This is a genomic window from Cystobacter fuscus, assembly GCF_044360685.1.
GTDB classification, from domain to species: Bacteria; Myxococcota; Myxococcia; order Myxococcales; family Myxococcaceae; genus Cystobacter; species Cystobacter fuscus_C.
Map to the genome: position 1 here is coordinate 1,349,661 of NZ_CP043491.1, position 19,657 is coordinate 1,369,317.

A 19,657-nucleotide genomic window follows, 5' to 3' on the forward strand; every position below is an offset into this window, starting at 1 on the left:
ACCGCCCCCGGTCAGCGCTCTCGCAGGCGGACCTCGATGTTGCTGACTTCCGTTTCATGCACGAGCGCGGACCCGGTGGCCTTCCAGTGCACGTTCAGGATGCCTTGCGCTGGAGGCCCCTGCCGCTCGAGTTCGATCCGGAACGGGACCTCGCACCGCTCTTCGGCCTGCTGACACAAGGGGTGGTCGAGGCGGTAGATCCTCATGAGGGGACGGAGCGTGTCGAGGTCATTGGCTCTCTCCGCGTAGATGCTGCCGTCACGCTCGTCCACGATCCGGACACGGAACCATGGAGTGCTCTCCGAGGTGTCGCTCTTCAGACCCTGCCAGGAGTAATCCACATCGAGAGACAACGAGGCATATTCAAGCCTCATCTTCTTGCCCTCTTTCGGTGCGACGACCAGGACGATGCGCTGTTCGACCCTGGGCGCGGAGGGGGGCAGGGACATCACCACGCTCTCGACTTGAGAGTGGGGCGCCGGGACGGTGTAGCCGGGATGGCACGCGGCCACCATCAACGAGAGGCTGCTCGAGAGCAGGTGCGGCAAGGGGGCTTTCATGAGGGATGTCTCCAGGTTCGTCGTTGAAGGAGAAGCTCGGGGCGGAGCCTCATTGCTCCGAGACCTGCACGGTGAAGCCCTTGGGCAACGTGGTCGCGCCCTCGGGGGACGCCCCGGCCATCACCTTCCACGCCACCTCCACGGAGCCCTCGGCGGCGTGCGGCAGGAGTTCGAACTCCACTGGGACGGTCCATTCACAACCCTGGTTGCTCTTGCACTCGGAACTGGCGCCCGTGTGGGCCTCCACCGTTATGGGTTGATCGGGTTTGTCGAGGACGAGCACCTCGCCCCGTCCAGGGCCAGGGCCGGAATAGTCGTCGGACGGAATGTACATCCGCGTGAGCAGCCAGGGTTTCTCATGGTTGTTGGGATCCGTTGGACTCCAGCGCGCGGTGATCTGGGCTGTCACGTCCACCCAGACTCGATCGAACGACTGCTCCTGCGCGGAGACCCGGACCTTGAAGTGACGCGTCGCGGTGGTGGCTCGAGTCGTCAGGCCCAGGGGCGGGCCCTCGTATTCCGAGCTGACCTGCAGGGGAGCCGCGGAGGGGGACGTGGCCACCGAGCCGATGCACGCCACGGCAAGGGCGAGGTGCGCCGCCCAGCGGCGGTAACGGGGGACGGGTGAAGGGGGCTGCATCATGGGGCTCCTTCCCGGGGGCGGACTGTCGTCGGGATGCACGGGGCGCCTTAGCAACCGAGATGCCATGGGGCGCTCAGAGGAAGGTGCACGGCGGCGTCGAGCCCGACCGCGACGTTCCTGTCAGCAGTTCGGACATCCCATCCGCTGAGTCTCCGGACCGCACCGGCGCCAGCCCAGCATCAGGGAGACGAGCAGGGCTGGCAGCGTGAGGAGGTCGGTGACATCGAGTGTGTGCGCGACGGGCAGGAGGGGGGGAGGCGGGCGGCCCGAGAGCAGCGCCTGGAGGAGGCGGAAGGGCCATTGCAGTGCCCCCAACCCCCATTGCCATCCCGCCCCCGCGAGCGGGGAGAGCTTGATCGCGGAGAAGCACACTCCCGTCAGCAGCACGCACCCCACGAGCACGGCGCGAGATGGATGGAAGGACCGCTCACCTCGCGCGCTCACGTGCTCCCAGAGCGCCTGAAGCAGCAGGGGGAACATGGCGAGCCCGGCCACATCCGAGAGCTTTCCCGTCCACCACGACGGCCAGCGGGCTTTCAGGATGTGGTCATTGAGGATGAGCACCGCCACCGCTCCGAGCACGAGCGGGTGCAGCATCGCGCTGCCGGGAAAAGGCCTCGAGGGGCCCGGAGCGGGGGCGGTCATGGTTCAGTTCTCCCGCGGGCGGACCAGGCGGACCTCAAGGTTGCTGCCTTCCGCCTCATCCGCGTTCGCGTACCCGGTGGCCTTCCAACGCACGTCCACGGTGCCTTCCGACGGAGGCCCCTGCCGCTCGAGTTCGATCCGGATCGGCACCTCGCACCGCTCCTCGGCCCGCCGACACACTCCGTGGTCGTCGAGGCCGTAGAACGTCATGGGGTTGGGGGCGTAGATGTCATTGGGCAGGATGGACCTCTCCGCGTGGACACTGCCGTCGCGCTCATTCACGATCCGGATACGGAACCACGGAATGACCTCCGCGGTGTCGTCCGTTGGTTGCTTCCAGCCGTGCGACACCGAGAGCGACAGCCACGCGCTGCCAATCCTCACCTTCGTGCCCTCCTTCACCGAGGCCACCAGGACGAGGCGCTGTGCGACCTTGGGCGCGGCGGATGTCAGGGAGATCTCCTCACTCTCGATTTCGGCGGGAGTCGCCGAGATGTCGAGGTCGGGGGGAGTGCACGCGGCCATCATCAACGTGAGGCCGCCCAGGAGCAGGTGCTGCGAGGAGGTTTTCATGAGGGGAGGTCTCCAGGTTCGCCATTGAAGAAGAAGCTCGGGGGCGGCGCCTCACTGCTCCGAGACCTGCACGGTGAAGCCCTTGGGCAGATCGTTCGTGCCCTCGACGTACGCCTCGGCCGTCACCTTCCACTCCACCTCGACGGAGCCCTCGGTGGCATTCGGCTGGAGCTCGAACTCCAGGGGGACGGTCCATTCACAACCCTGGTCGGGTTTGCACTCGGAGGTGCCGCCCGTATAGGTCTGCAGCGACACGGGTTGCCCGGGTTCGCCGAGGACGAGCACCTGGCCGTGTCCGGGACCGGGGCCGGAATAGTCTTCGGACGGGACGTACAGCCGCGTGAGCAGCCAGGGTTTCTCCGTGTGGCTGGGGTCCGCTGGCGTCCAACGCGCGGTGACCTGGGCTGTCACGCTCACCTCGGCTCGATCGAACGAATAGTCCTCCGCGGTGACCCGGACCTTGAGGTGGCGCGTCGTGGTGGGGGCCTGCGTCGTGATGGTCAGGGGCGAGCCCTCGTATTCCGAGCTGACCATCGGTGAGGAGGGGGGGGAGGTGGCCACCGAGCCGATGCCTGCCACGACAAGGGCGAGGTAGGCCGCCCAGCGGCGGTAGCGGGGGACGGGCGCGGTCGAGGGCGTCGAGTGATTCAGTGAAGGGGGCTGCATCATGGGGTTCCTTCCCGGAAAAGACGGCCGTCAGGGTGTGCGGGGCGCCTTAGCAACCGAGATGCCATTGAGCGCCCAGAGGACGGAGCACGGCGGCGTTGCGCGGAACCGCGACGTTCTTGTCAGCTTACGAATCTGTATGGAGCGCGGCGAAGGAGCGGCAAACCGGGATGGTCATGATGCCATCGTCCGGGCATGGCGCACGGACCGCTTCAGTTCCTCGAGCATCCCATCCTTGCCACTGCAGAGGTCCGGCGGGATCCTGGCGCCCTTTCCCGCCTGCCCTGGAGACCGAAGGTGATTGCCCCTGGACCTACCCTCGAAACCGCGCGCCTCATCCTGCGTCCCATCGCGCTGGAAGACCTGGATGGCTTCGCGGCCCTCATTGGTGACCCGGAGTCGGCGCGCTTCCTGGGCGGCGTGCAGCCGCGCGCGGTGGCGTGGCGGGCCATGAGCGCCATGGCGGGCTCGTGGGCGCTGCAGGGGTTCTCCATGTTCTCCGTGCTGGAGAAGACGACGGGCCGCTGGGTCGGACGGGTGGGGCCCTGGATGCCGGAGGGGTGGCCGGGGCCGGAGGTCGGCTGGGGTCTGCTGCGCGAGTACTGGGGGCGCGGCTACGCCACCGAGGCGGCGGCGGCGAGCATGGACTGGGCGTTCGACCAGCTTGGCTGGACGCGGGTGATTCACTCCATCGCTCCGGACAACAAGCCATCGCAAGAGGTCGCCCGCCGGCTGGGCTCGCCCCTGCTGGGACCTGGGAAGCTGCCACCGCCCTACGACTCCTCTCCGATAGAACTCTGGGGACAGAGCCGTGAGGAATGGCGGGCCAGGAAGAAGTAGCCTCACGAGGTTCCATGGCGTCTTTGCTCCAGGCGCCAAACCGATGGCGAACGGACGCCCGATGGGAGAGCGTGGGCGGCGTGTCTGGGCGGACCCCGCTGGCGACCTCCTCCTTCAGCTTCGCCCTGCGGACGACCCAGCCTGGCACCCTGCTCTCGCGCGTGTCCATCGAGAGCCAGAGCACGGGAACGAACACGTCCACCATCGGAGTGATTGTCTGGCAGGACGCTCAGCTTCGCGAGTGCACGGTGTCCATGTCTGGCGAGGCCGAGACCACCGCCGTGAGGGTGGATGGCGGCATCGTGCGCATCGTCGACAGCGACTTCAAGGCCGTCTCGAAGACAGGCCCGGGCCGGGGCGTTTATGTCATGGGGGCCTTCGTGGAGGTGCACCGCAGCACCATCTTCGCGGTCCGGACTGAATCGGGCTCCACGCGTGTCGCGCATGGGGTGGAGATCCTCGGCCACGAACTGCTGGTCTTCGACAGCGCCCTCTCCGGCTCCCATGCGGCGCTGGTGTCCACGGACGGTGGCTTCCCCTATGCTCCCAAAGTGGAGGTGCGGAATTCACGGTTGACGAGGATGAGTCCGCCGGGCCCGGCCGTCACCGCGACCTCCAGCATCCGGATCCTCGGAGGCGAGCTCTACGGCTCGGTCTCGGGAAACGTCACCTGCGCGAATTCGGTCACCTATCTCTTCGCCCCCTTGGACCGCGCGTGCAAGGAGCTGCCGTAGGGCCGCATCGAGCCGCGGGTAGCCCTCTGCGTCCGCGCGGTCGTCTGTTTCTCTCGGGTTCCGCGTGGTAGAGGCTCCTGCTCTCATGCCCGAACCTACCCCCACGAAGCGGGATGCCTTCGGCTCCTCCCTCGGCGCCTTCGCCGCGACGCTCGGCTCCGCCGTCGGCCTCGGCAACATCTGGAAGTTCCCCTACCTCACCGGCTCCAACGGCGGAGCGGCCTTCGTGCTCACCTACCTGCTGGCGGTGGCGCTCGCCGCACTGCCGGTGATGGTGGTGGAGCACGCCATCGGCCGGCACCTGCGCGTGGACGCGGTGCAAGCCTACGCGCGCATCGTGCCGCGCCAGCGCTTCTGGGCAGTCATCGGCTGGGCGGGACTCGCCTCGTCGCTCCTCATCATGGCCTTCTACACGGACGTGGCCGGGTGGGTGCTGGCCTACGTCTTCAAGTCGCTGGGTGCCTTCGTCTCGGGCGCGCCTCTCACGTCCGCCACGTTCCAGACGCTGGTGGGCGGCACGTGGGAGCCCGTGCTGTGGCAGCTGGCCGTGCTGACCGTCACGGTGGGCGTGGTGGCCTCGGGTGTGTCGGGCGGCATCGAGAAGGTGACCAAGACACTCATGCCGCTGTTGCTGCTGCTGCTGCTGGCCTGCGACGTGCGCGCGCTCACGCTGCCGGGAGCGTCGGCGGGCGTGGCCTACCTCTTCACGCCCGACCTCTCGAAGCTCTCGAGCGCGGTGCTGCTGTCGGCCCTGGGGCTCGCCTTCTTCAAGCTGTCGCTGGGCATGGGCACCATGACGACGTACGGCTCGTACCTGCCGGACGACACGCGCCTGGTGCCCAATGCGGCGCGCGTGGCGCTCGCCGACACGTTGGTCTCGCTGCTGGCGGGCCTGGCCATCTTCCCGGCCGTCTTCGCCCTGGGTGACACACCGGCGGGCGGCCCGGGCCTGCTCTTCGTCACCATCCCTCGCGTCTTCGCGCAGATGCCCGGCGGCGAGCTCTTCACCGCCCTCTTCTTCGTGCTCGCGGCGGTGGCCACGCTGGGCGCCATGGTCAGCCTGATGGAGGTCCCCGTGGCGTGGCTCATCCGCTCCGCCCGGTTGCGCCGCCCCACGGCCGCGCTCCTCACCGCGCTGTTCATGGCGGTGCTGGGCATCCCCGCCACCCTGTCGCAGGGGCCGGCGCTCTCGCACCTGCGCGTGCTGGGCCGGGACGTCTTCTCCCTCTTCGACTTCCTGTCCTCCAATGTCCTGCTGCCGCTGGGCGGTCTGGCCATCACGGTGGTGGGTGGCTGGCTCGTCCCACGCGCCGTCCTCCGCGACGAGATGAGCAAGGGCCACGGCGAGCCCGCCTGGTACGACGTTGGGGTCCACGTCCTGGTCCGCTACGTCACCCCCGTTCTCATCCTGCTCATCCTGCTGCACAGCCTGGGACTCCTCGGCGGCACCTGAGCAGCGGGGACCGCGGGAACCGCGGAGCTGTTTTGACGTCAGTGGTTTTCGAGCCCGAGCGGGCGGATGTGCAGCATCCAGCCCCGAGCCAGCACAGGGCCGTGCGGCCCCCTTGGGCGGGGCGCACGCCTGGCCCCGGACTGCTCCTTACGCCGTGGACACGTGCCCGACTGAGTAGATACGGCGGTCCTCGAGCCGGTCGCTGGAGGGATGCTCGGCCCAAAGCTGAAAGCGCACCAGGGTCCAGGTGGTCGGCTCGAATCCGACGAGCGCCGCCAGCGCGCCGTCATCGTGCACGCAGGCCTTCGCGCGTTCGATTTCGGATGCGCGCAGGGCATCGAGCGCGGCATAGGGCCGGATGGGAACCGATACGCGCGTGGCGAAACGCGCATCCGCGATCCGTGGTGGCACTTCCGCGTGCCACACCGACCAGGTCTTCACGGACGGCCAGCCAAACGATTGCGTCAGGCCGACGAAGCCCGGTCCACTCAGGAAATCGTTCATCCCCGCGGTCGACTTCCAAAGGTAGAAGGGGGCATACAGGTTCTCGGAGTCCGGCGGCTGCCGCGCTGTCTTCCGGGCGCTGAGATAGGCCTTGAATACCAGGTCTGGGAAGCCATCCATGAGGTGGCCCTTTTCGGCGATGCGACGGTCGACAATCGACATGTCGTAGTCGGCGGGCAGGATGAATCCGTACTGCATGGCGATCATCGCGATTCCTCTTGGATGGAGACCTTGGGCACCGCCGCGATTCCGCGACCGAACGACCAGTCCTCGGCCTCGGTGGTGTTGACGACCACCATGACGTCCTCTGGCTGGATGCCGGGCGCATCAGCCAGCAGTTCGGCCAGCCGCCGATAGAAAGCCTGCTTGACGGCGCTCGTACGGTGTCTGCCCGCCGTAATACAGACCAGGACGTAGTTGTCGGAGCGCGGGCCGCACAGATAGTGCCGGTCGAATATCAGTTCTTCCGGTTCATGCTGATGAATGATTTGAAAGCGATCGTCTGGCGGAACCTCGAACGCCTCGACGAGCGCGCGGTGGACGTTGTCGGACAGCGCCTTCAAGAACGCCGGCGATCGTCCTCTGCGCAGCGAAATACGGGCGAGGGGCATGGCATGCGGCTCCTGGTCCAGGTCGTTAAAGGCTTTCGAGCAGCTTCACCGCGCTGGCCGCGGCCGGCCAGCCGGCATAGAAGGCCAGATGTGTGACGACCTCGGTCAGCTCCTCCCTCGTGACGCCGTGCTCAACGGCCTTGCTCAGATGAAAAGGCAGCTGTTCCTGCCGGTACAGCGCGATCAGGGCGGCCACGGTCACCAGGCTGCGATCGCGTTTGGACAGCGCGGCGCGCTCCCAGATGTCGCCGAACAGAACGGCATCCGAGATCTCCGCCAGCTTGGGCGCCACCGAGCCCATGGTTTTGTGGCCTGTTCCTACCAAAGTGCTCATGGCGTTGGCTCCTTGGGTTGATTGACAGCGCCATGGTAGCGAACCATGATCATCGATAAAATCGGGAAGTTCCGAATCGACCGTTCGAAAAAGCGGGATGGTTGCATGCACAGGGTGAATTTCGATCTGGATGCGTTGCGCAGCTTCAGCGTCGGCATGGAGCTCGGCAGTTTCGCCAGGGCCGCCGACAAGCTGGGCCGTTCGACCTCCGCCGTCAGCGCGCAGCTGAAAAAACTGGAGGAGCAGGCGGGCACGCCGATCTTGCGCAAGGAAGGGCGAGGTCTGGGCCTGACGGACGCTGGCGAGGTGCTCCTCGGTTACGCGCGCCGTATCCTGGAGCTGAACGACGAGGCGTGTATGGCGGTAGGCGGCCTGGAACTGGAGGGATGGGTGCGGCTCGGCCTGCAGGAGGACTTCTGCGAACACCTGTTGTCCGATGTGCTGGGGCGCTTCGCGCGCGGCCATCCGGGCGTGCGCATCGAAGCGAAGGTCGCGCGCAATGGGGAGCTGATGAAGCAGGTGCAGACGGCGAAGCTCGACCTGGCGCTCGCATGGCATGCGGGAGGAGGTACCCCGCACATGGAGCCGGTCGGCGCGTATCCGCTGCAGTGGATCGGACCCGCGGACTGGCCGCTTGGACCCTGGTGCGAACGTAACGAGCCGGTGCCGCTGGTTGCCTTCGAGGCGCCGTGCCTGGTGCGCAGCATGGCGACCGAGGCGCTGGACCGCGCCGGCATTCCGTGGCGGATCGTGTTCACGAGTCCGAGCCTTGGCGGCGTCTGGGCGGCCGTCGCCGCGGGGCTTGGCATCACGGTGCGCACGCGTTTCGGCATGACGCCGAGCTTACGTATCCTGAGCCCGGAAGAATGCGGTTTGCCGGCGCTGCCCGAGCTTGGCCTTGCCATTCATCGAGCCGAGGCCGCTCCCACGCCGGCTTGCCGGCGGCTGCTTGAAATCATACGTGAGAGCGTCGCGGAGCGGGATGGCAGGCTTCGGTAGCAGAGCGCGTAGGAGCGCCTCGGACCCGAACGGCTCGGCGACGAGGCGGTACGGGCGGCGGGGCTTGACAACCCGGCCGTCCCGCGCCCGCCGTCACTCCCGTGTCACAAACGCCCCTCCCGAGCCGTCGCGGCGCATCACAGGTGGGTCACGGCCTCCGCCTTATCCATGGGCCGTCCATCCTCCGGGGGGAGGTGACGTGACCAAGGCGCTGTGAATGCGCATGATGTGCGCACGCTTCCTGATTTGGTCCAAATCCGGTCCGACACGAGAAGTCCGTGGGAGCCTGGCGGTAGCATGTGCCCACGGACTCGCTATCGGGTGCCTTTCGTCCACGCCCAGGCCGCCACGCGCCAGCCTTCCGCCGTCTTCCGCAACGCGACCGTAAACATCGCTCCGGACTGCGTGACCTTCGTGCCGTTCAGGTCGAATGTCATGGTCGCCGGCAGGACGACATAGGCAGTATCGCCGGTGACGTCGTTGTGCAGCGGCTCCCCAACACTGACGAAATAGCCGGAAGCACCGTGTTCCTTGCCTTCGCTCAGGACGTCCCTGTACCAGTCCTGAGCCGCCGTCGGCCCCTGCCAGACGTGCGGCGCCATGCCGTCGAGAATCTGGCCAGGGACAGAGAACGTCGCTGCCATTGCCTGCACGTCACCTCGGTTGAAGGCATCGAGGTATTGGTGCACCGCCGCCGATGGGGTCTCTGTGCCCATGTGTTTGCCCTCTCGTTTGCCGGCGCCGGAGCAGTGCGCTCACCGTGCGCCGAGATGCTGCTTTCGATTGACTAACTCTCAAGCTCAGCTGCGAGCACGTTACAACCGGTGCGACGCTCCCCGGGCAGGTGAGGAGGATGGGAGGGTGGCGCTTGAGGCAGCGACCGGGAAGGAGTCGGGGACTGGGCAGCTCGGCGCCCCGCTGTGCGCCTGCCCTCCTCGGCTTGTGTATCCCCGACGGGAATCGAACCCGCCGCCGGAGGCTGGTGACTCGGATTCGTCGCAAGACAACCGGGCGTTCGCCCAGTCGGCGTGGTCGAAATTCTTGCCGTCGCCACCGGCCGCCTCACCGTTGGACCGGTCTCGTGATGGTCTTCACGGCCTGCTCCACATGCACCCGAGGCGTGCCCGCCGCATCGCCGGGCAACCGGAACTCCGCCGCGATCGGCAGGTCGATGTTGCCGATCCCGCCGTTTCCATCGAGCCTGACACAACCTCAGGGGGAACCCGTCGTGGGAAGTGAGGCCCCACGCTCAGGTGGACCCGGGCTCGTCCTCCTCGGGAGGCGGCACCGGCGCTCCACCCGGGGCCGGGCGCTTGCGCGCGCGGGGTGACAGCTCCGCGCCCACGCCCAGGACGAAGGTGTTGCCGGGCGTGGTGCTCGCGCCGCCGAGTGTCTGCAGCATGCGCAGGTCGAGCAGCGAGGGATGCTGCTCCACCAGCTTCGCCGCGTTGGCCAGGTTGCGCAGGGCCGCCGATTCGCCTCGCGCCTTCTCCAGCATGGCCTGCGCCTCCTTCTTCACCTTGAGCAACTCGGAGAAGGCGCGGCGCAGATCCGCCGGCAGCATCACGTCCTTCACCTCCACCGCCTCCACCGAGAGGCCGAACGCGCGCACCTCGCCGGCCACCCGCTCGCGCAGCCGCTGGCCCAGGTCGACGCGGCCCGCCGCCAGTTCCTCCAGGGGATGGCGGCCCACTTCCTCGCGCAGCGCGAGTTGCACGACCAGGTAGAGCGCCTCCGTGAAGTTCTGCACGCGGTGCAGGGCGGGCTCGGGCTCGGCCACCACGAAGCGCACGGCGATGCTCACCTTGAGGCCCACCTGCTCCTGGCTGAGCACCTCCTGGCCGGGCACGGTGAGGTTGCGCTGGCGCATGTCCACCTGCTGCGTGTCGTGGCCCCAGCGCGGCAGCCAATGGGCTCCTGGGTTCAACAGGCGCACGAAACGGCCCTGGCGGTAGAGCAGGGCCGTGAAGCCCTCGGGGACGACCACCTTGAGCACGAGCAGCCAGTAGGCAACCACCCCCATCGCGAGTGCCAACATCAACAGCGGGAAGATTCGAAAGATGTCCACCGGTCCCACCTCGTTCAGCCAAAGACGACGGCTCCGGGAGCCCCGGCGGTGCGGCGGGGGCTTTTCACCCGCATGGCCGTTCCGCACGGTGCGCCTCGAAAGGCGCTGGCTCCCGGAGCTTTCGTTGGGGAGTTGAACCCCGGCTCTTTGGAGCTTCCATGAAGGGGAGACCCCGAGCCCAGGACACCCCCGGACCGATGTCCACGGGCGCTGGAGAGGACTCCCCACCGCGCATGGACGCACCGGTCCCGGTGGCCTGACACGGGTACGACGAGCTACCGCGGCTATCTTGACGGCGTCAGCCACCCGGAACATGGGCTCCCGACCTGACAAGAGGACAACGAATGCCTGCTTATTTGATGATCGACATTACCGTGAAGGATGCGGAGACCTTCGAGCGGTACAAGCAGCTCGCGCCGCCAACGGTCGCCGCCTACGGAGGCCGATACCTGGTACGGGGGGGCGCGACGGAGACGCTCGAGGGCGCGTGGAGCCCGACGAGGATCATCCTCCTCGAGTTCCCCACCGTGGAACGAGCCCGGGAGTGGTGGGACTCTCCCGAGTACGCCTCCGCCAGGGCGATGCGTCAGGCGAGCAGCCACACGGACATGCTGCTCGTGGAGGGATTGCCTCCGGGGATGTCGCCCGCCAGCACGAAGTAGGCACGCATCGCGGCGCTGGGACACATTCCATGTGCCAAGTACCCAACGCCATAGGGCTGTTGCCTTTCTTTCTCGGGTGGGAACGGACAGTCTGGCGCGATGCCCCAGATGACTCGCGACCACCGTGCCTGGCTCGTGGCTGGGCGGAGCAGGCCCCACGCCTTTCATTCATTGCTCATCCCTGTTGAGCTGGCGCCCCGGCTCCCGGAGAGCGTCAAGGCCGTGCCGCGTACCGTGGTTGGCCCCTGATGACGCTGCTCGCTCTCCTGGTCATTCCCTGGGTCTCCGGTGTCATCGCGGCACTGCTGCCCACGAGCGCCCGGAACCGCGCGGCGGGGCTCGCGGGCCTCACCGCGCTGGTGGGCCTGGTGGGCGTGGCGCTCCACTTCCCGAGCGTCCAGGACGGAGGCTCGCGGGTCGAGCACTTCGCGTGGGTGCCCTCGCTCGGGCTCAACCTCGTGCTGCGGCTCGACGGCCTGTCCTGGACGTTCTGCGTGCTCGTCCTGGGCATCGGCGCGCTGGTGATGCTGTATGCGCGCTACTACCTCTCGCCATCGGATCCCGTGCCGAGGTTCTTCGCGTTCCTCCTGGCCTTCATGGGGGCGATGCTGGGCGTGGTCCTCTCGGGAAACCTGCTGCAGCTGGCCTTCTTCTGGGAGCTGACCTCCCTCTTCTCGTTCCTGCTCATTGGCTACTGGAACCAGCGCAAGGACGCACAGCGCGGGGCTCGGATGGCGCTCACGGTCACCGGCATGGGCGGCCTGTGCCTCCTGGCGGGGCTGCTGGTGCTCGGCCAGATGGCCGGCAGCTACGAGCTGGAGGTACTCCTGGGGAGCGCGCAGCGAGTCAAGGCCCACCCGCTCTACCCCGTGGCGCTCGGCCTCCTCCTTCTCGGCGCGTTCACCAAGAGCGCCCAGTTTCCCTTCCACTTCTGGCTCCCGAACGCGATGGCGGCCCCGACGCCGGTGTCGGCGTATCTGCACTCGGCGACCATGGTGAAGCTGGGCGTGTTCCTGCTGGCGCGGTTGTGGCCGGTGCTCTCGGGGACGGAGACCTGGTTCTGGCTCACCGGCTCCGCGGGGCTCGTCACGCTGCTGCTCGGCGCGTGGGCGGCGCTGTTCCAGAACGACCTGAAGGGACTGCTCGCCTACTCCACCATCTCGCACCTCGGGCTGGTGGTGTTGCTGCTGGGGCTCAACAGCCCGCTCGCGGCGGTGGCGGCGGTGTTCCACCTCATGAACCACGCGGCCTTCAAGGCGTCGCTGTTCATGGCGGTGGGGATCATCGATCATGAGACGGGGACGCGGGACATCCGGCGGCTGTCGGGGCTCTTCCGCTTCATGCCCATCACCGGCACGCTCGCGCTCGTCGCCACGGCGGCGATGGCGGGAGTCCCGCTGCTCAATGGCTTCTTGTCCAAGGAGATGTTCTTCGCCGAGACCGTCTTCATCGACGCCATTCCGGCCGTCCAGTGGGGCCTGCCGGTCGCGGCGACCCTGGCTGGCATGGGGAGCGTCGCCTACTCGCTCCGGTTCTCGGTGAAGGTGTTCTTCGGGCCCGTCAGCGCGCTGAACACCCCACGTGCCCCGGAGGAGCCACCCATCTGGCTGCGCGTCCCCGTCGGGGTGCTGGTCCTCATGTGCCTGGTGGTGGGGGTGGCGCCAGCGATGTCGATCGGTCCCATCCTCGAGGCCGCGTCCCGGTCGGTCGTGGGGGGGCAGGTCCCTCCGTACAGCCTCAAGATCTGGCATGGGTTCACTCCCCCGCTCCTCATGAGCGCGCTGGCGCTCGGTGGTGGCGGGGTGTTGTACCTGCTGGTCCAGCGGCTGGAGGCAGGGCGGGTGCGCGTTGGAGGCCGCTTCGTGGAGCGGTTCGATGGCGCGAGGCTCTTCACGTCACTGCTGGCGTGGCTCACCGCGCTGAGCAGATGGCTTCGCCGCCGGCTGCTCACCACGGGGCTCCAGCGGCAGCTGTTGGCGATGGTTCTGGTCACGCTGCTCGTGGGCGTCGTGGCGCTCTGGGGAGGCCTCGGCCAGGGGGATCGTCCACGGGTGCCGCTCTCTCCGGTGTTCATCGCGCTCTGGGTGGTGGGCGGCATCGCGGCGCTGGGGGCGGCATGGCAGGCGAAGTTCCACCGGCTCGCCGCGCTGATGCTCTCGGGCACCGCGGGCGCGGTGAGCTGTGTCACCTTCATCTGGTTCTCCGCTCCGGATCTGGCGCTCACCCAGCTCACCGTCGAGGTGGTGACGACGCTGCTCATCCTGCTCGGGCTCAGGTGGCTCCCACCGCGAGAGCCGGCTCGTGGCGTGTACGACGCGCATACCCGGCGGATTGCCAGGGGCCGGCGAGCCCGCGACTTCATCATCGCGGTGAGCGCCGGTTGCGCCATGGCGCTCCTCGCCTACGCGGTGATGACGCGTGAACTCCCCGAGCGCACCTCCTTCTTCCTCGAGAACGCGCTGAGCGGTGGAGGCGGGCGGAACGTGGTGAACGTGATGCTGGTGGACTTCCGCGGGTTCGACACCTTCGGGGAAGGGGTGGTGCTGGCACTCGTCGCGCTCACGGTCTACGCGCTCCTGCGGCGCTTCCGGCCGGCGAACGAGGTGATGGAGCTTCCGCCCCAGCAGCAGGCGCTGCCGAAGGACCTGCGCACGGACCTGGTGAACCCACGCATGGCGCGGGACACGGCGGTGGGGTACCTGATGGTCCCGGCGGTGCTGGTCCGCCTGCTCCTGCCCGTATCGGGAGTCGTGGCGACGTTCTTCTTCCTGCGGGGGCACAACGCGCCAGGGGGTGGCTTCGTGGCGGGGCTGGTGATGTCGGTGGGGTTTCTGCTCCAGTACATTGTCTCCGGGACCGAGTGGGTCGAGCAGCGGTTGCGCCTCGCGCCGCGCGTGCTGATCGGCGCCGGTCTCCTGTTTGTTCTCGGCACGGCCGCGGGAGCGTTCGTGGCCGGGTATCCGCTCCTCACCTCGCACACCTTCCATGTGAGCGTGCCGGTGCTGGGCGAGCTGCACATCGGAAGCGCGATGTTCTTCGACCTGGGCGTGTTCTGTCTGGTGCTGGGCTCCACGTTGCTCATCCTCGTGGCGATTGCCCACCAGTCGATCCGCGCTCACCGGGCCTCGGGAGGTGACTGATGGAAGTGGTGCTCGCGATCGCTATCGGCATCTTGACCGGCTCGGGCGTCTGGCTCCTTCTACGGCCCCGCACGTTCCAGCTGGTCGTTGGCCTGTCGCTCCTCTCCTACGCGGTCAACCTCTTCATCTTCAGCATCGGCGGCCTGGCCATCGACAAGGAACCCATCCTCGTGGACGGCGTCCCTCGGGACCTCGCCCACTACACGGATCCGGTACCTCAGGCGCTCGTGCTGACAGCCATCGTCATCAGCTTCGCGATGACGGCCCTCCTCCTGGTCATCACCCTGGCCTCGCGCGGGATGACCGGGACCGACCACGTGGATGGCACCGAAGCATGAGCGCGCTCATTCAAGGCCTGATGCCGCACTTGATGGTGGTTCCCATCCTCCTGCCCATGTTGAGCGCGGCGGTGATGCTCCTCATGGGCGAGGGCAAGCGCCCCGCCAAGCTGGTGTTGGGGATGAGCTCCGCGCTGCTGGGACTCGCCGTCTCGGCGGCGCTCCTGGCGTGGGTGGACGAATACGGCGTCGTGGCCTACCTCCCCGGCAACTGGCCCGCGCCGTTCGGGATTACCCTCGCGGTGGACCGGCTGTCGGCGGGGATGTTGGTGCTGACCTGGAGCCTGGGCACCTGCGCGCTCTGCTTCGCCTTCACGCGTTGGCACCGCGCGGGTGTTCACTTCCACGCGATCTTCCAGTTGCAGCTCATGGGGCTTTCCGGCGCATTCCTGACGGCGGACATCTTCAATCTCTTCGTCTTCTTCGAGATCCTTCTCGCCGCCTCGTACGGCCTGTTGCTGCATGGCTCCGGAAGGTCACGGGTCCGCGCGGGCTTGCACTACGTGGCGGTGAACCTCGCCGCCTCGTCCCTCTTCCTCATCGGCGTGTCGATGATCTACGGCGTCACGGGGACACTCAACATGGCGGAGCTCTCCGCGCGCCTGTCCGAGGGGGAGGTGGCCAACCGGCACCTCATCGACGCGGGAGCGGCCATCCTCGCGGTGGCGTTCCTAGCCAAGGCGGGGATCTGGCCGCTCAACTTCTGGCTCGTTCCCGCCTATTCGTCGGCGACTCCGCCCGTGGCGGGGATGTTCGCGGTGCTCACGAAGGTGGGCGTCTACGCCCTGGTGCGGCTCTGGACGCTGATGTTCGCCGGGGGGCCGCTGGCGGGGTTTGGCGCGGACGGTCTGCTCGTCTTCGGAGTGGTCTCCGCGGTGCTCGCGGCCCTGGGGATGCTCGCCTCGCAGCGGCTCGCGGTCCAGGCGGCGGCGGGGGTGATGGTCTCCGCCGGGACGCTCCTGGCCGCGCTGGGGCTGGGCGAGCAAGCCGTCCTCGGCTCCGCGATGTTCTACCTGGTGGGCTCCACGCTGGCCTCCGGCGTGTTCTTCCTGCTCGTCGACCTCGTCGAGCGTTGGCGCGCGGGCGCGACCGTCGTGGACGAGGCGCCCTTCTTGAGCGCGACGCTCGAAACGCAGGAGGTCAACCTCGACGACGCGGAGGAGCCGCTCGTCGCCCTGCCGTTCCCCGCCTCCACCGCATTGCTGGGCATGGCCTTCATCGCGTGCGCGCTGCTCACCTCCGGCTTGCCTCCCCTGCCCACCTTCATCGGCAAGCTCGGCATGTTGTCGGCGGCGCTCGGGTCGCGTGAGGGGAGCGGGCTTTTTTCCGCCCGTGCCTGGCTGTTCACCGGCGTGCTCCTGGGCTGCGGCCTGCTCACCCTCGTCGCGCTCACGCGCACGGGAATCCGGACCTTCTGGTCGGAGATGCAGCGCGAGCCACCGCGAGTCCGCGCGCCGGAGGGATTGCCCGTGGTGGCGCTCCTCACCGCGTGCGCGGTGCTGACGCTCGCGGCGGGACCCGCGATGGAGTTCGCGCGCGCGACGGCCCAGTCCCTCTATGACCGCCGCGGGTACATCGACGCGGTGCTCGGAGCCCAGGTGCGGCCGTCCGTCACGGCGCCGGAGGCAGGGCGATGAGGAGGCTGCTGCCTTCCCCCGCGCTCTCGGTGGCGCTGCTCCTGCTGTGGATCCTGCTCATGCAGTCGTTGAGCGCGGGGACGCTGGTGCTGGGCGCCGCTCTGGCGCTGTTCTGGCCCGCGGTGACCCTCAAGCTCAGGCCAACCCCGGTGCGGTTGCGCGGGCCCCTCGTCATGGTCCGTCTGTTCTGCCGGGTGCTGCTCGAGATGCTCCGGTCGAACGCCGAGGTGGCGTGGGTGATTCTCACCCGGCGCTCGCGCGACATCCGCTCCGGCTTCGTCCTCATTCCACTCGAGCTGAGGGATCCGAACGGATTGGCCGTGCTGGCGATGATCGTCACGTTCACGCCGGGCACCGCCTGGGCGCAGTTGTCGGCGGACAATCGCGTCCTGCTCCTGCACGTGTTCGCCATTCAGAGCGAGGCGGACCTGGTGGCTTTGATCAAGCAGCACTACGAGCGTCCGCTCCGGGAGATTTTCGAATGAGCCCTCTGCTCTCCTGGGCGCTGGTCTTCGCCCTCGGCTGTCTTGCCCTCGCGATGATGCTGGCGCTGGCTCGGATGATTGTCGGGCCCCGGGCGGAGGACCGCGTGTTGGCGTTCGACTGCCTGTACCAGAACACGATGCTGGTCATCCTCGCGCTCGGGCTCGTCTATCGCAGCAGCTCCTACTTCGAGGCGGCGCTCTTGATCGCCCTCTTCGGGTTCGTGGGCTCCACGGCGATGTCCAAGTTCCTCCTGCGCGGGGAGATCATCGAATGAATACGTGGGCTCCCGCGTGGGTGGATGCGCTGACCGCGTTGCTCGTGGTGCTGGGCGCCCTGGCGGCACTGATTGGATCGTTCGGAGTGCTGCGGCTCAAGAGCTTCTTCCAGCGCGTCCACGCGCCCACCCTGGGCACGACGCTGGGAACCTGGGGCTTCACGCTCGCGACGGCGGTGCAGGTCTCCTTCGAACGCGGCCAGCTCTACCTTCATGCGCTGCTCATCGCGGTGTTCATCGCGCTCACCGTGCCGGTCACCACCCTGTTCCTGATGCGGGCCGCGGTGTTCCGGGCTCGCCTTCGGGGCGAGGAGATTCCGGTGCCTGGCGCGGACGAACCACCCCGGGACTGACGCCTTCCCGGATCCTCGTCAATGAGTGAGCGGCGGGTGTCTAGCGGAAGTCGTCCACGATGAAGACGAACGCGCTGGAGGTATCCAGGAGGGCCGTTCCAGGCTTGGACTCGGGCCGCTTCCGGAGCTGCTCGAAGCCGAGCCGTGCCACCGCGCAGATGGGGATTTTGGCTCCACCCTTCATCGGCTGCGCCTCGTAGTAGCGGAGGGTGGCTTGGGGCCCGCTGGTCCAGACCCGGCCATAGAGCCGGGCCGGTGCTTCGAGCAGCCCGATGTTTTCATCCAGCACGCTCTCGATGGGGCCGTCGTAGAGGGTGATGGTCCGAGCGCTCGACTGGTTCGCATCGATCTGCACCCAGCCCCCTTCCCCCACGAACATGCGGAGATAGCTCATCGCCTTCTTGGATTCTTCCGGGCACTTCTCGGGTCCCGGCGTGCCGTCAGGACGAAGGGCCACGCCCCCCGTCGCGGTTCCAGGACAGCCGGAGGACATGACGAGGAGGAGGGCGCAGCCCAGGATCGCGAACTTGTTGGATGCCATGTTCTCCGCTCCTATCTCGCAATGAGCCGGTGAGCCAGCGCGACGTATGCTTGCAGTCGGCCGTCCTGGCGGTAGACCTCGAGGTAGAGGTCTTTCAAGACACCTTCGTCCATGAACGCGCTTCCGTCAGCGACAATCGCGACCACTCCAGAGCCTCCGGGTGGGATTTCTCGGACGGAGGAGCGGACGGCCACGGACCGCTCCTTGCCGTCAGGTAGGGTGGAGAGCTGGACCCGCTGCACGCTCCACGGGTTCTCCGCGTGGATGTTCTTGACCTTGAAGATGACGGCGACTTTGTCTTTGCCACGAAACACTGTCGCTCGGACGTCTGAGTCCTCGTCCTTGCCCGAGAACGTTTCCTTGGGTATGAACGGCGTCTGCTCAAGCGCACCCGAGGCCAGCAGGGCGGCAAGGGCGTGGTCCTCGGAGGTTTCTTCCTTTCGGAAACGCTCGTTTTCGCTGCTCAGCTTCGCGTTCTTCTCAAGCGCGTCGAGCAGGGCCGCGTGCATGGCCGCATGGCTCTCGCGATTCTTGAACACGTCCACCTGCTGGTCTGACCAACCCCAGTCCTTATGACGCGGGGGCCTCAGGAGAAACGGCACTTCTGTTCCATCCATCAACGTCACGACCATGGGAATGGCTTCGTCGTCGTTGAGATCGTGGAGGGGCTCCAGGATGACTTTGTTCCGAACGACCGCCAAGGGTTCGATCCTGCCTTCCCAGCCGATCATCTTTGTCTTGTCTGGATCGACAGGCGTTTCGAACCGGAGTGTCGTGATGACCTGTCCCTTCACGTAGATGCGGTGAGTGTCCTCCTCGGCGTGCTCCGAGAGCAAAACGGTGCGGAGCGCGCGCTTCTCTCGTTCGCCAGCCAGGGCGGCTGACGCCACGAGGACGACAAACAGTGCGGACTGGAAAGGTAGGAGCAGGCGCATGGGCGGGTCAACTTATCAAGGCGGGTGGGGAGCCGCCAGCGCGTTCGTTTGCCGACGGGCCTGGTGACGTCCGGTCTCTTGACGAGGATGCCGGTGGAGCCGAGCATCATGGAGATGCGCTTCGAGGAGTCCTGATTGAAAGACCCCGTTCATCCGTTCGCGATGCACCGTGAGGACGGTGCCACCCGCCTCAACCAGGTGGGGTTCTTGTTGCTGTTCCTGCCCGCGATATTCGGAGCCCAGGAAGTGGCGGGCTTCGGGGGCGACCCGGATGTGGACCGATGGTTCGTTCTTGGGGTCTGCACGCTCGGCGGTGCGCTTGGGGGGATGCTCTTCGGTCTGGGCCGGGCCCCGGCGTATGCGGGTCTGCTCGGCGGTGCACTGGCCAGTGTTGGTGGGATGGTGCTGCTCCACTTCTGGATCGCCGGGCGGGAGCGCTTCTTCTTCATCGAGGCCGTTGGTTGCTGGATGGTGGGCTCCGTGCCCGGAGCGCTCGCCTACCAGGCGTTGATCGACCGTGCGGCACGGTCGCGGCGAGCCCGCTGAGGATGCCCTTCGCCAGCCCTTGGGGATCTGAGTGCGGTCCTGCACCACGATTGAGGCTCGCCCGCTCGGTCGGATGGGGCGGCGGGAAGCGGGGCTACTGGGCACTTGGGCCTCT

General features: G+C 67.4%; 24 protein-coding genes. 12 read left to right on the forward strand and 12 right to left on the reverse strand.

Features of this window, described 5'->3' with window-relative positions; translation table 11 throughout:
• Nucleotides 1-11: 11 nt before the first annotated feature.
• The 5 genes from F0U63_RS05635 to F0U63_RS05655 form a co-directional block, all read right to left on the reverse strand.
• A complete protein-coding gene (locus F0U63_RS05635; protein WP_395844466.1) occupies nucleotides 12-560 on the reverse strand; it encodes a hypothetical protein in 549 nt (182 codons plus the stop codon).
• 49 nt (nucleotides 561-609) lie between these two features.
• Nucleotides 610-1,203: a hypothetical protein gene (locus F0U63_RS05640; RefSeq protein ID WP_395844468.1), complete on the reverse strand. Its 594-nt coding sequence runs from the start codon at nucleotides 1,201-1,203 to the stop codon at nucleotides 610-612.
• Nucleotides 1,204-1,323: 120 nt separating this feature from the next.
• The gene (locus tag F0U63_RS05645) at nucleotides 1,324-1,848 is read right to left on the reverse strand and encodes a hypothetical protein (protein WP_395844470.1); all 525 of its coding nucleotides are present in this window, start codon (nucleotides 1,846-1,848) and stop codon (nucleotides 1,324-1,326) included.
• Between the two features lie 3 nt (nucleotides 1,849-1,851).
• The gene (locus tag F0U63_RS05650; RefSeq protein ID WP_395844472.1) at nucleotides 1,852-2,421 is read right to left on the reverse strand and encodes a hypothetical protein; all 570 of its coding nucleotides are present in this window, start codon (nucleotides 2,419-2,421) and stop codon (nucleotides 1,852-1,854) included.
• 51 nt (nucleotides 2,422-2,472) lie between these two features.
• Complete coding sequence (locus F0U63_RS05655; protein WP_395844474.1) at nucleotides 2,473-3,090, reverse strand: hypothetical protein; 618 nt, start codon at nucleotides 3,088-3,090, stop codon at nucleotides 2,473-2,475.
• Nucleotides 3,091-3,384: 294 nt separating this feature from the next.
• On the opposite strand from F0U63_RS05655, the gene F0U63_RS05660 reads away from it, so the two are divergent.
• From F0U63_RS05660 to F0U63_RS05670, 3 genes are all read left to right on the forward strand, one after another.
• Nucleotides 3,385-3,927 carry a GNAT family N-acetyltransferase gene (locus F0U63_RS05660; RefSeq protein WP_395844476.1) on the forward strand — a complete coding sequence of 181 codons (543 nt, stop codon included), beginning with the start codon at nucleotides 3,385-3,387 and terminating at the stop codon, nucleotides 3,925-3,927.
• A gap of 80 nt (nucleotides 3,928-4,007) precedes the next feature.
• Complete coding sequence (locus F0U63_RS05665) at nucleotides 4,008-4,661, forward strand: hypothetical protein (RefSeq protein WP_395844478.1); 654 nt, start codon at nucleotides 4,008-4,010, stop codon at nucleotides 4,659-4,661.
• Nucleotides 4,662-4,746: 85 nt separating this feature from the next.
• Nucleotides 4,747-6,114: a sodium-dependent transporter gene (locus F0U63_RS05670; protein ID WP_395844480.1), complete on the forward strand. Its 1,368-nt coding sequence runs from the start codon at nucleotides 4,747-4,749 to the stop codon at nucleotides 6,112-6,114.
• A 147-nt stretch (nucleotides 6,115-6,261) separates the two neighbouring features.
• Here the strand turns inward: F0U63_RS05670 and F0U63_RS05675 are convergent, their stop codons facing one another.
• Genes F0U63_RS05675 through F0U63_RS05685 form a run of 3 tightly spaced genes read right to left on the reverse strand, consistent with a single transcriptional unit; the run spans nucleotide 6,262 to nucleotide 7,563 of the window.
• A complete protein-coding gene (locus F0U63_RS05675; RefSeq protein WP_395844482.1) occupies nucleotides 6,262-6,825 on the reverse strand; it encodes a DUF4865 family protein in 564 nt (187 codons plus the stop codon).
• Nucleotides 6,822-7,229, reverse strand: a complete 408-nt coding sequence (locus tag F0U63_RS05680; protein ID WP_395844484.1) for a tautomerase family protein — start codon at nucleotides 7,227-7,229, stop codon at nucleotides 6,822-6,824. The genes F0U63_RS05675 and F0U63_RS05680 overlap by 4 nt, the downstream gene beginning before the upstream one ends.
• A gap of 25 nt (nucleotides 7,230-7,254) precedes the next feature.
• On the reverse strand, nucleotides 7,255-7,563 hold the full coding sequence (locus tag F0U63_RS05685; protein WP_395844486.1) for a carboxymuconolactone decarboxylase family protein: 309 nt from the start codon (nucleotides 7,561-7,563) through the stop codon (nucleotides 7,255-7,257).
• Nucleotides 7,564-7,608: 45 nt separating this feature from the next.
• On the opposite strand from F0U63_RS05685, the gene F0U63_RS05690 reads away from it, so the two are divergent.
• A complete protein-coding gene (locus F0U63_RS05690) occupies nucleotides 7,609-8,562 on the forward strand; it encodes a LysR substrate-binding domain-containing protein (protein ID WP_395844488.1) in 954 nt (317 codons plus the stop codon).
• A gap of 314 nt (nucleotides 8,563-8,876) precedes the next feature.
• On the opposite strand, the gene F0U63_RS05695 is transcribed toward F0U63_RS05690, so the two are convergent.
• On the reverse strand, nucleotides 8,877-9,278 hold the full coding sequence (locus tag F0U63_RS05695; RefSeq protein WP_395844490.1) for a YybH family protein: 402 nt from the start codon (nucleotides 9,276-9,278) through the stop codon (nucleotides 8,877-8,879).
• A 533-nt stretch (nucleotides 9,279-9,811) separates the two neighbouring features.
• Nucleotides 9,812-10,630: a slipin family protein gene (locus F0U63_RS05700; RefSeq protein ID WP_395844493.1), complete on the reverse strand. Its 819-nt coding sequence runs from the start codon at nucleotides 10,628-10,630 to the stop codon at nucleotides 9,812-9,814.
• A 344-nt stretch (nucleotides 10,631-10,974) separates the two neighbouring features.
• Here F0U63_RS05700 and F0U63_RS05705 point away from each other — a divergent pair, with 344 nt between their 5' ends.
• From F0U63_RS05705 to mnhG, 7 genes are all read left to right on the forward strand, one after another.
• Nucleotides 10,975-11,292 carry a DUF1330 domain-containing protein gene (locus F0U63_RS05705; RefSeq protein WP_395844495.1) on the forward strand — a complete coding sequence of 106 codons (318 nt, stop codon included), beginning with the start codon at nucleotides 10,975-10,977 and terminating at the stop codon, nucleotides 11,290-11,292.
• A gap of 248 nt (nucleotides 11,293-11,540) precedes the next feature.
• The gene (locus F0U63_RS05710) at nucleotides 11,541-14,432 is read left to right on the forward strand and encodes a monovalent cation/H+ antiporter subunit A (RefSeq protein ID WP_395844497.1); all 2,892 of its coding nucleotides are present in this window, start codon (nucleotides 11,541-11,543) and stop codon (nucleotides 14,430-14,432) included.
• Complete coding sequence (locus F0U63_RS05715; protein ID WP_095984321.1) at nucleotides 14,432-14,770, forward strand: Na+/H+ antiporter subunit C; 339 nt, start codon at nucleotides 14,432-14,434, stop codon at nucleotides 14,768-14,770. Before F0U63_RS05710 ends, F0U63_RS05715 begins: the two co-directional genes overlap by 1 nt.
• Nucleotides 14,767-16,407 carry a monovalent cation/H+ antiporter subunit D gene (locus F0U63_RS05720; RefSeq protein ID WP_395844499.1) on the forward strand — a complete coding sequence of 547 codons (1,641 nt, stop codon included), beginning with the start codon at nucleotides 14,767-14,769 and terminating at the stop codon, nucleotides 16,405-16,407. The genes F0U63_RS05715 and F0U63_RS05720 overlap by 4 nt, the downstream gene beginning before the upstream one ends.
• Complete coding sequence (locus tag F0U63_RS05725) at nucleotides 16,404-16,892, forward strand: Na+/H+ antiporter subunit E (protein WP_395844501.1); 489 nt, start codon at nucleotides 16,404-16,406, stop codon at nucleotides 16,890-16,892. The genes F0U63_RS05720 and F0U63_RS05725 overlap by 4 nt, the downstream gene beginning before the upstream one ends.
• Nucleotides 16,889-17,167 (forward strand): K+/H+ antiporter subunit F, encoded by a 279-nt coding sequence (locus F0U63_RS05730; protein ID WP_395844503.1) that lies wholly within the window; start codon nucleotides 16,889-16,891, stop codon nucleotides 17,165-17,167. The genes F0U63_RS05725 and F0U63_RS05730 overlap by 4 nt, the downstream gene beginning before the upstream one ends.
• Nucleotides 17,164-17,520 (forward strand): monovalent cation/H(+) antiporter subunit G, encoded by a 357-nt coding sequence (gene mnhG, locus F0U63_RS05735; protein ID WP_395844505.1) that lies wholly within the window; start codon nucleotides 17,164-17,166, stop codon nucleotides 17,518-17,520. Before F0U63_RS05730 ends, mnhG begins: the two co-directional genes overlap by 4 nt.
• Nucleotides 17,521-17,560: 40 nt before the next feature.
• On the opposite strand, the gene F0U63_RS05740 is transcribed toward mnhG, so the two are convergent.
• Nucleotides 17,561-18,061 carry a hypothetical protein gene (locus F0U63_RS05740; RefSeq protein ID WP_395844507.1) on the reverse strand — a complete coding sequence of 167 codons (501 nt, stop codon included), beginning with the start codon at nucleotides 18,059-18,061 and terminating at the stop codon, nucleotides 17,561-17,563.
• Nucleotides 18,062-18,072: 11 nt separating this feature from the next.
• Complete coding sequence (locus F0U63_RS05745) at nucleotides 18,073-18,996, reverse strand: DUF2381 family protein (protein WP_395844509.1); 924 nt, start codon at nucleotides 18,994-18,996, stop codon at nucleotides 18,073-18,075.
• A gap of 135 nt (nucleotides 18,997-19,131) precedes the next feature.
• On the opposite strand from F0U63_RS05745, the gene F0U63_RS05750 reads away from it, so the two are divergent.
• Complete coding sequence (locus tag F0U63_RS05750) at nucleotides 19,132-19,542, forward strand: hypothetical protein (protein ID WP_395844511.1); 411 nt, start codon at nucleotides 19,132-19,134, stop codon at nucleotides 19,540-19,542.
• Nucleotides 19,543-19,657 lie beyond the last annotated feature (115 nt).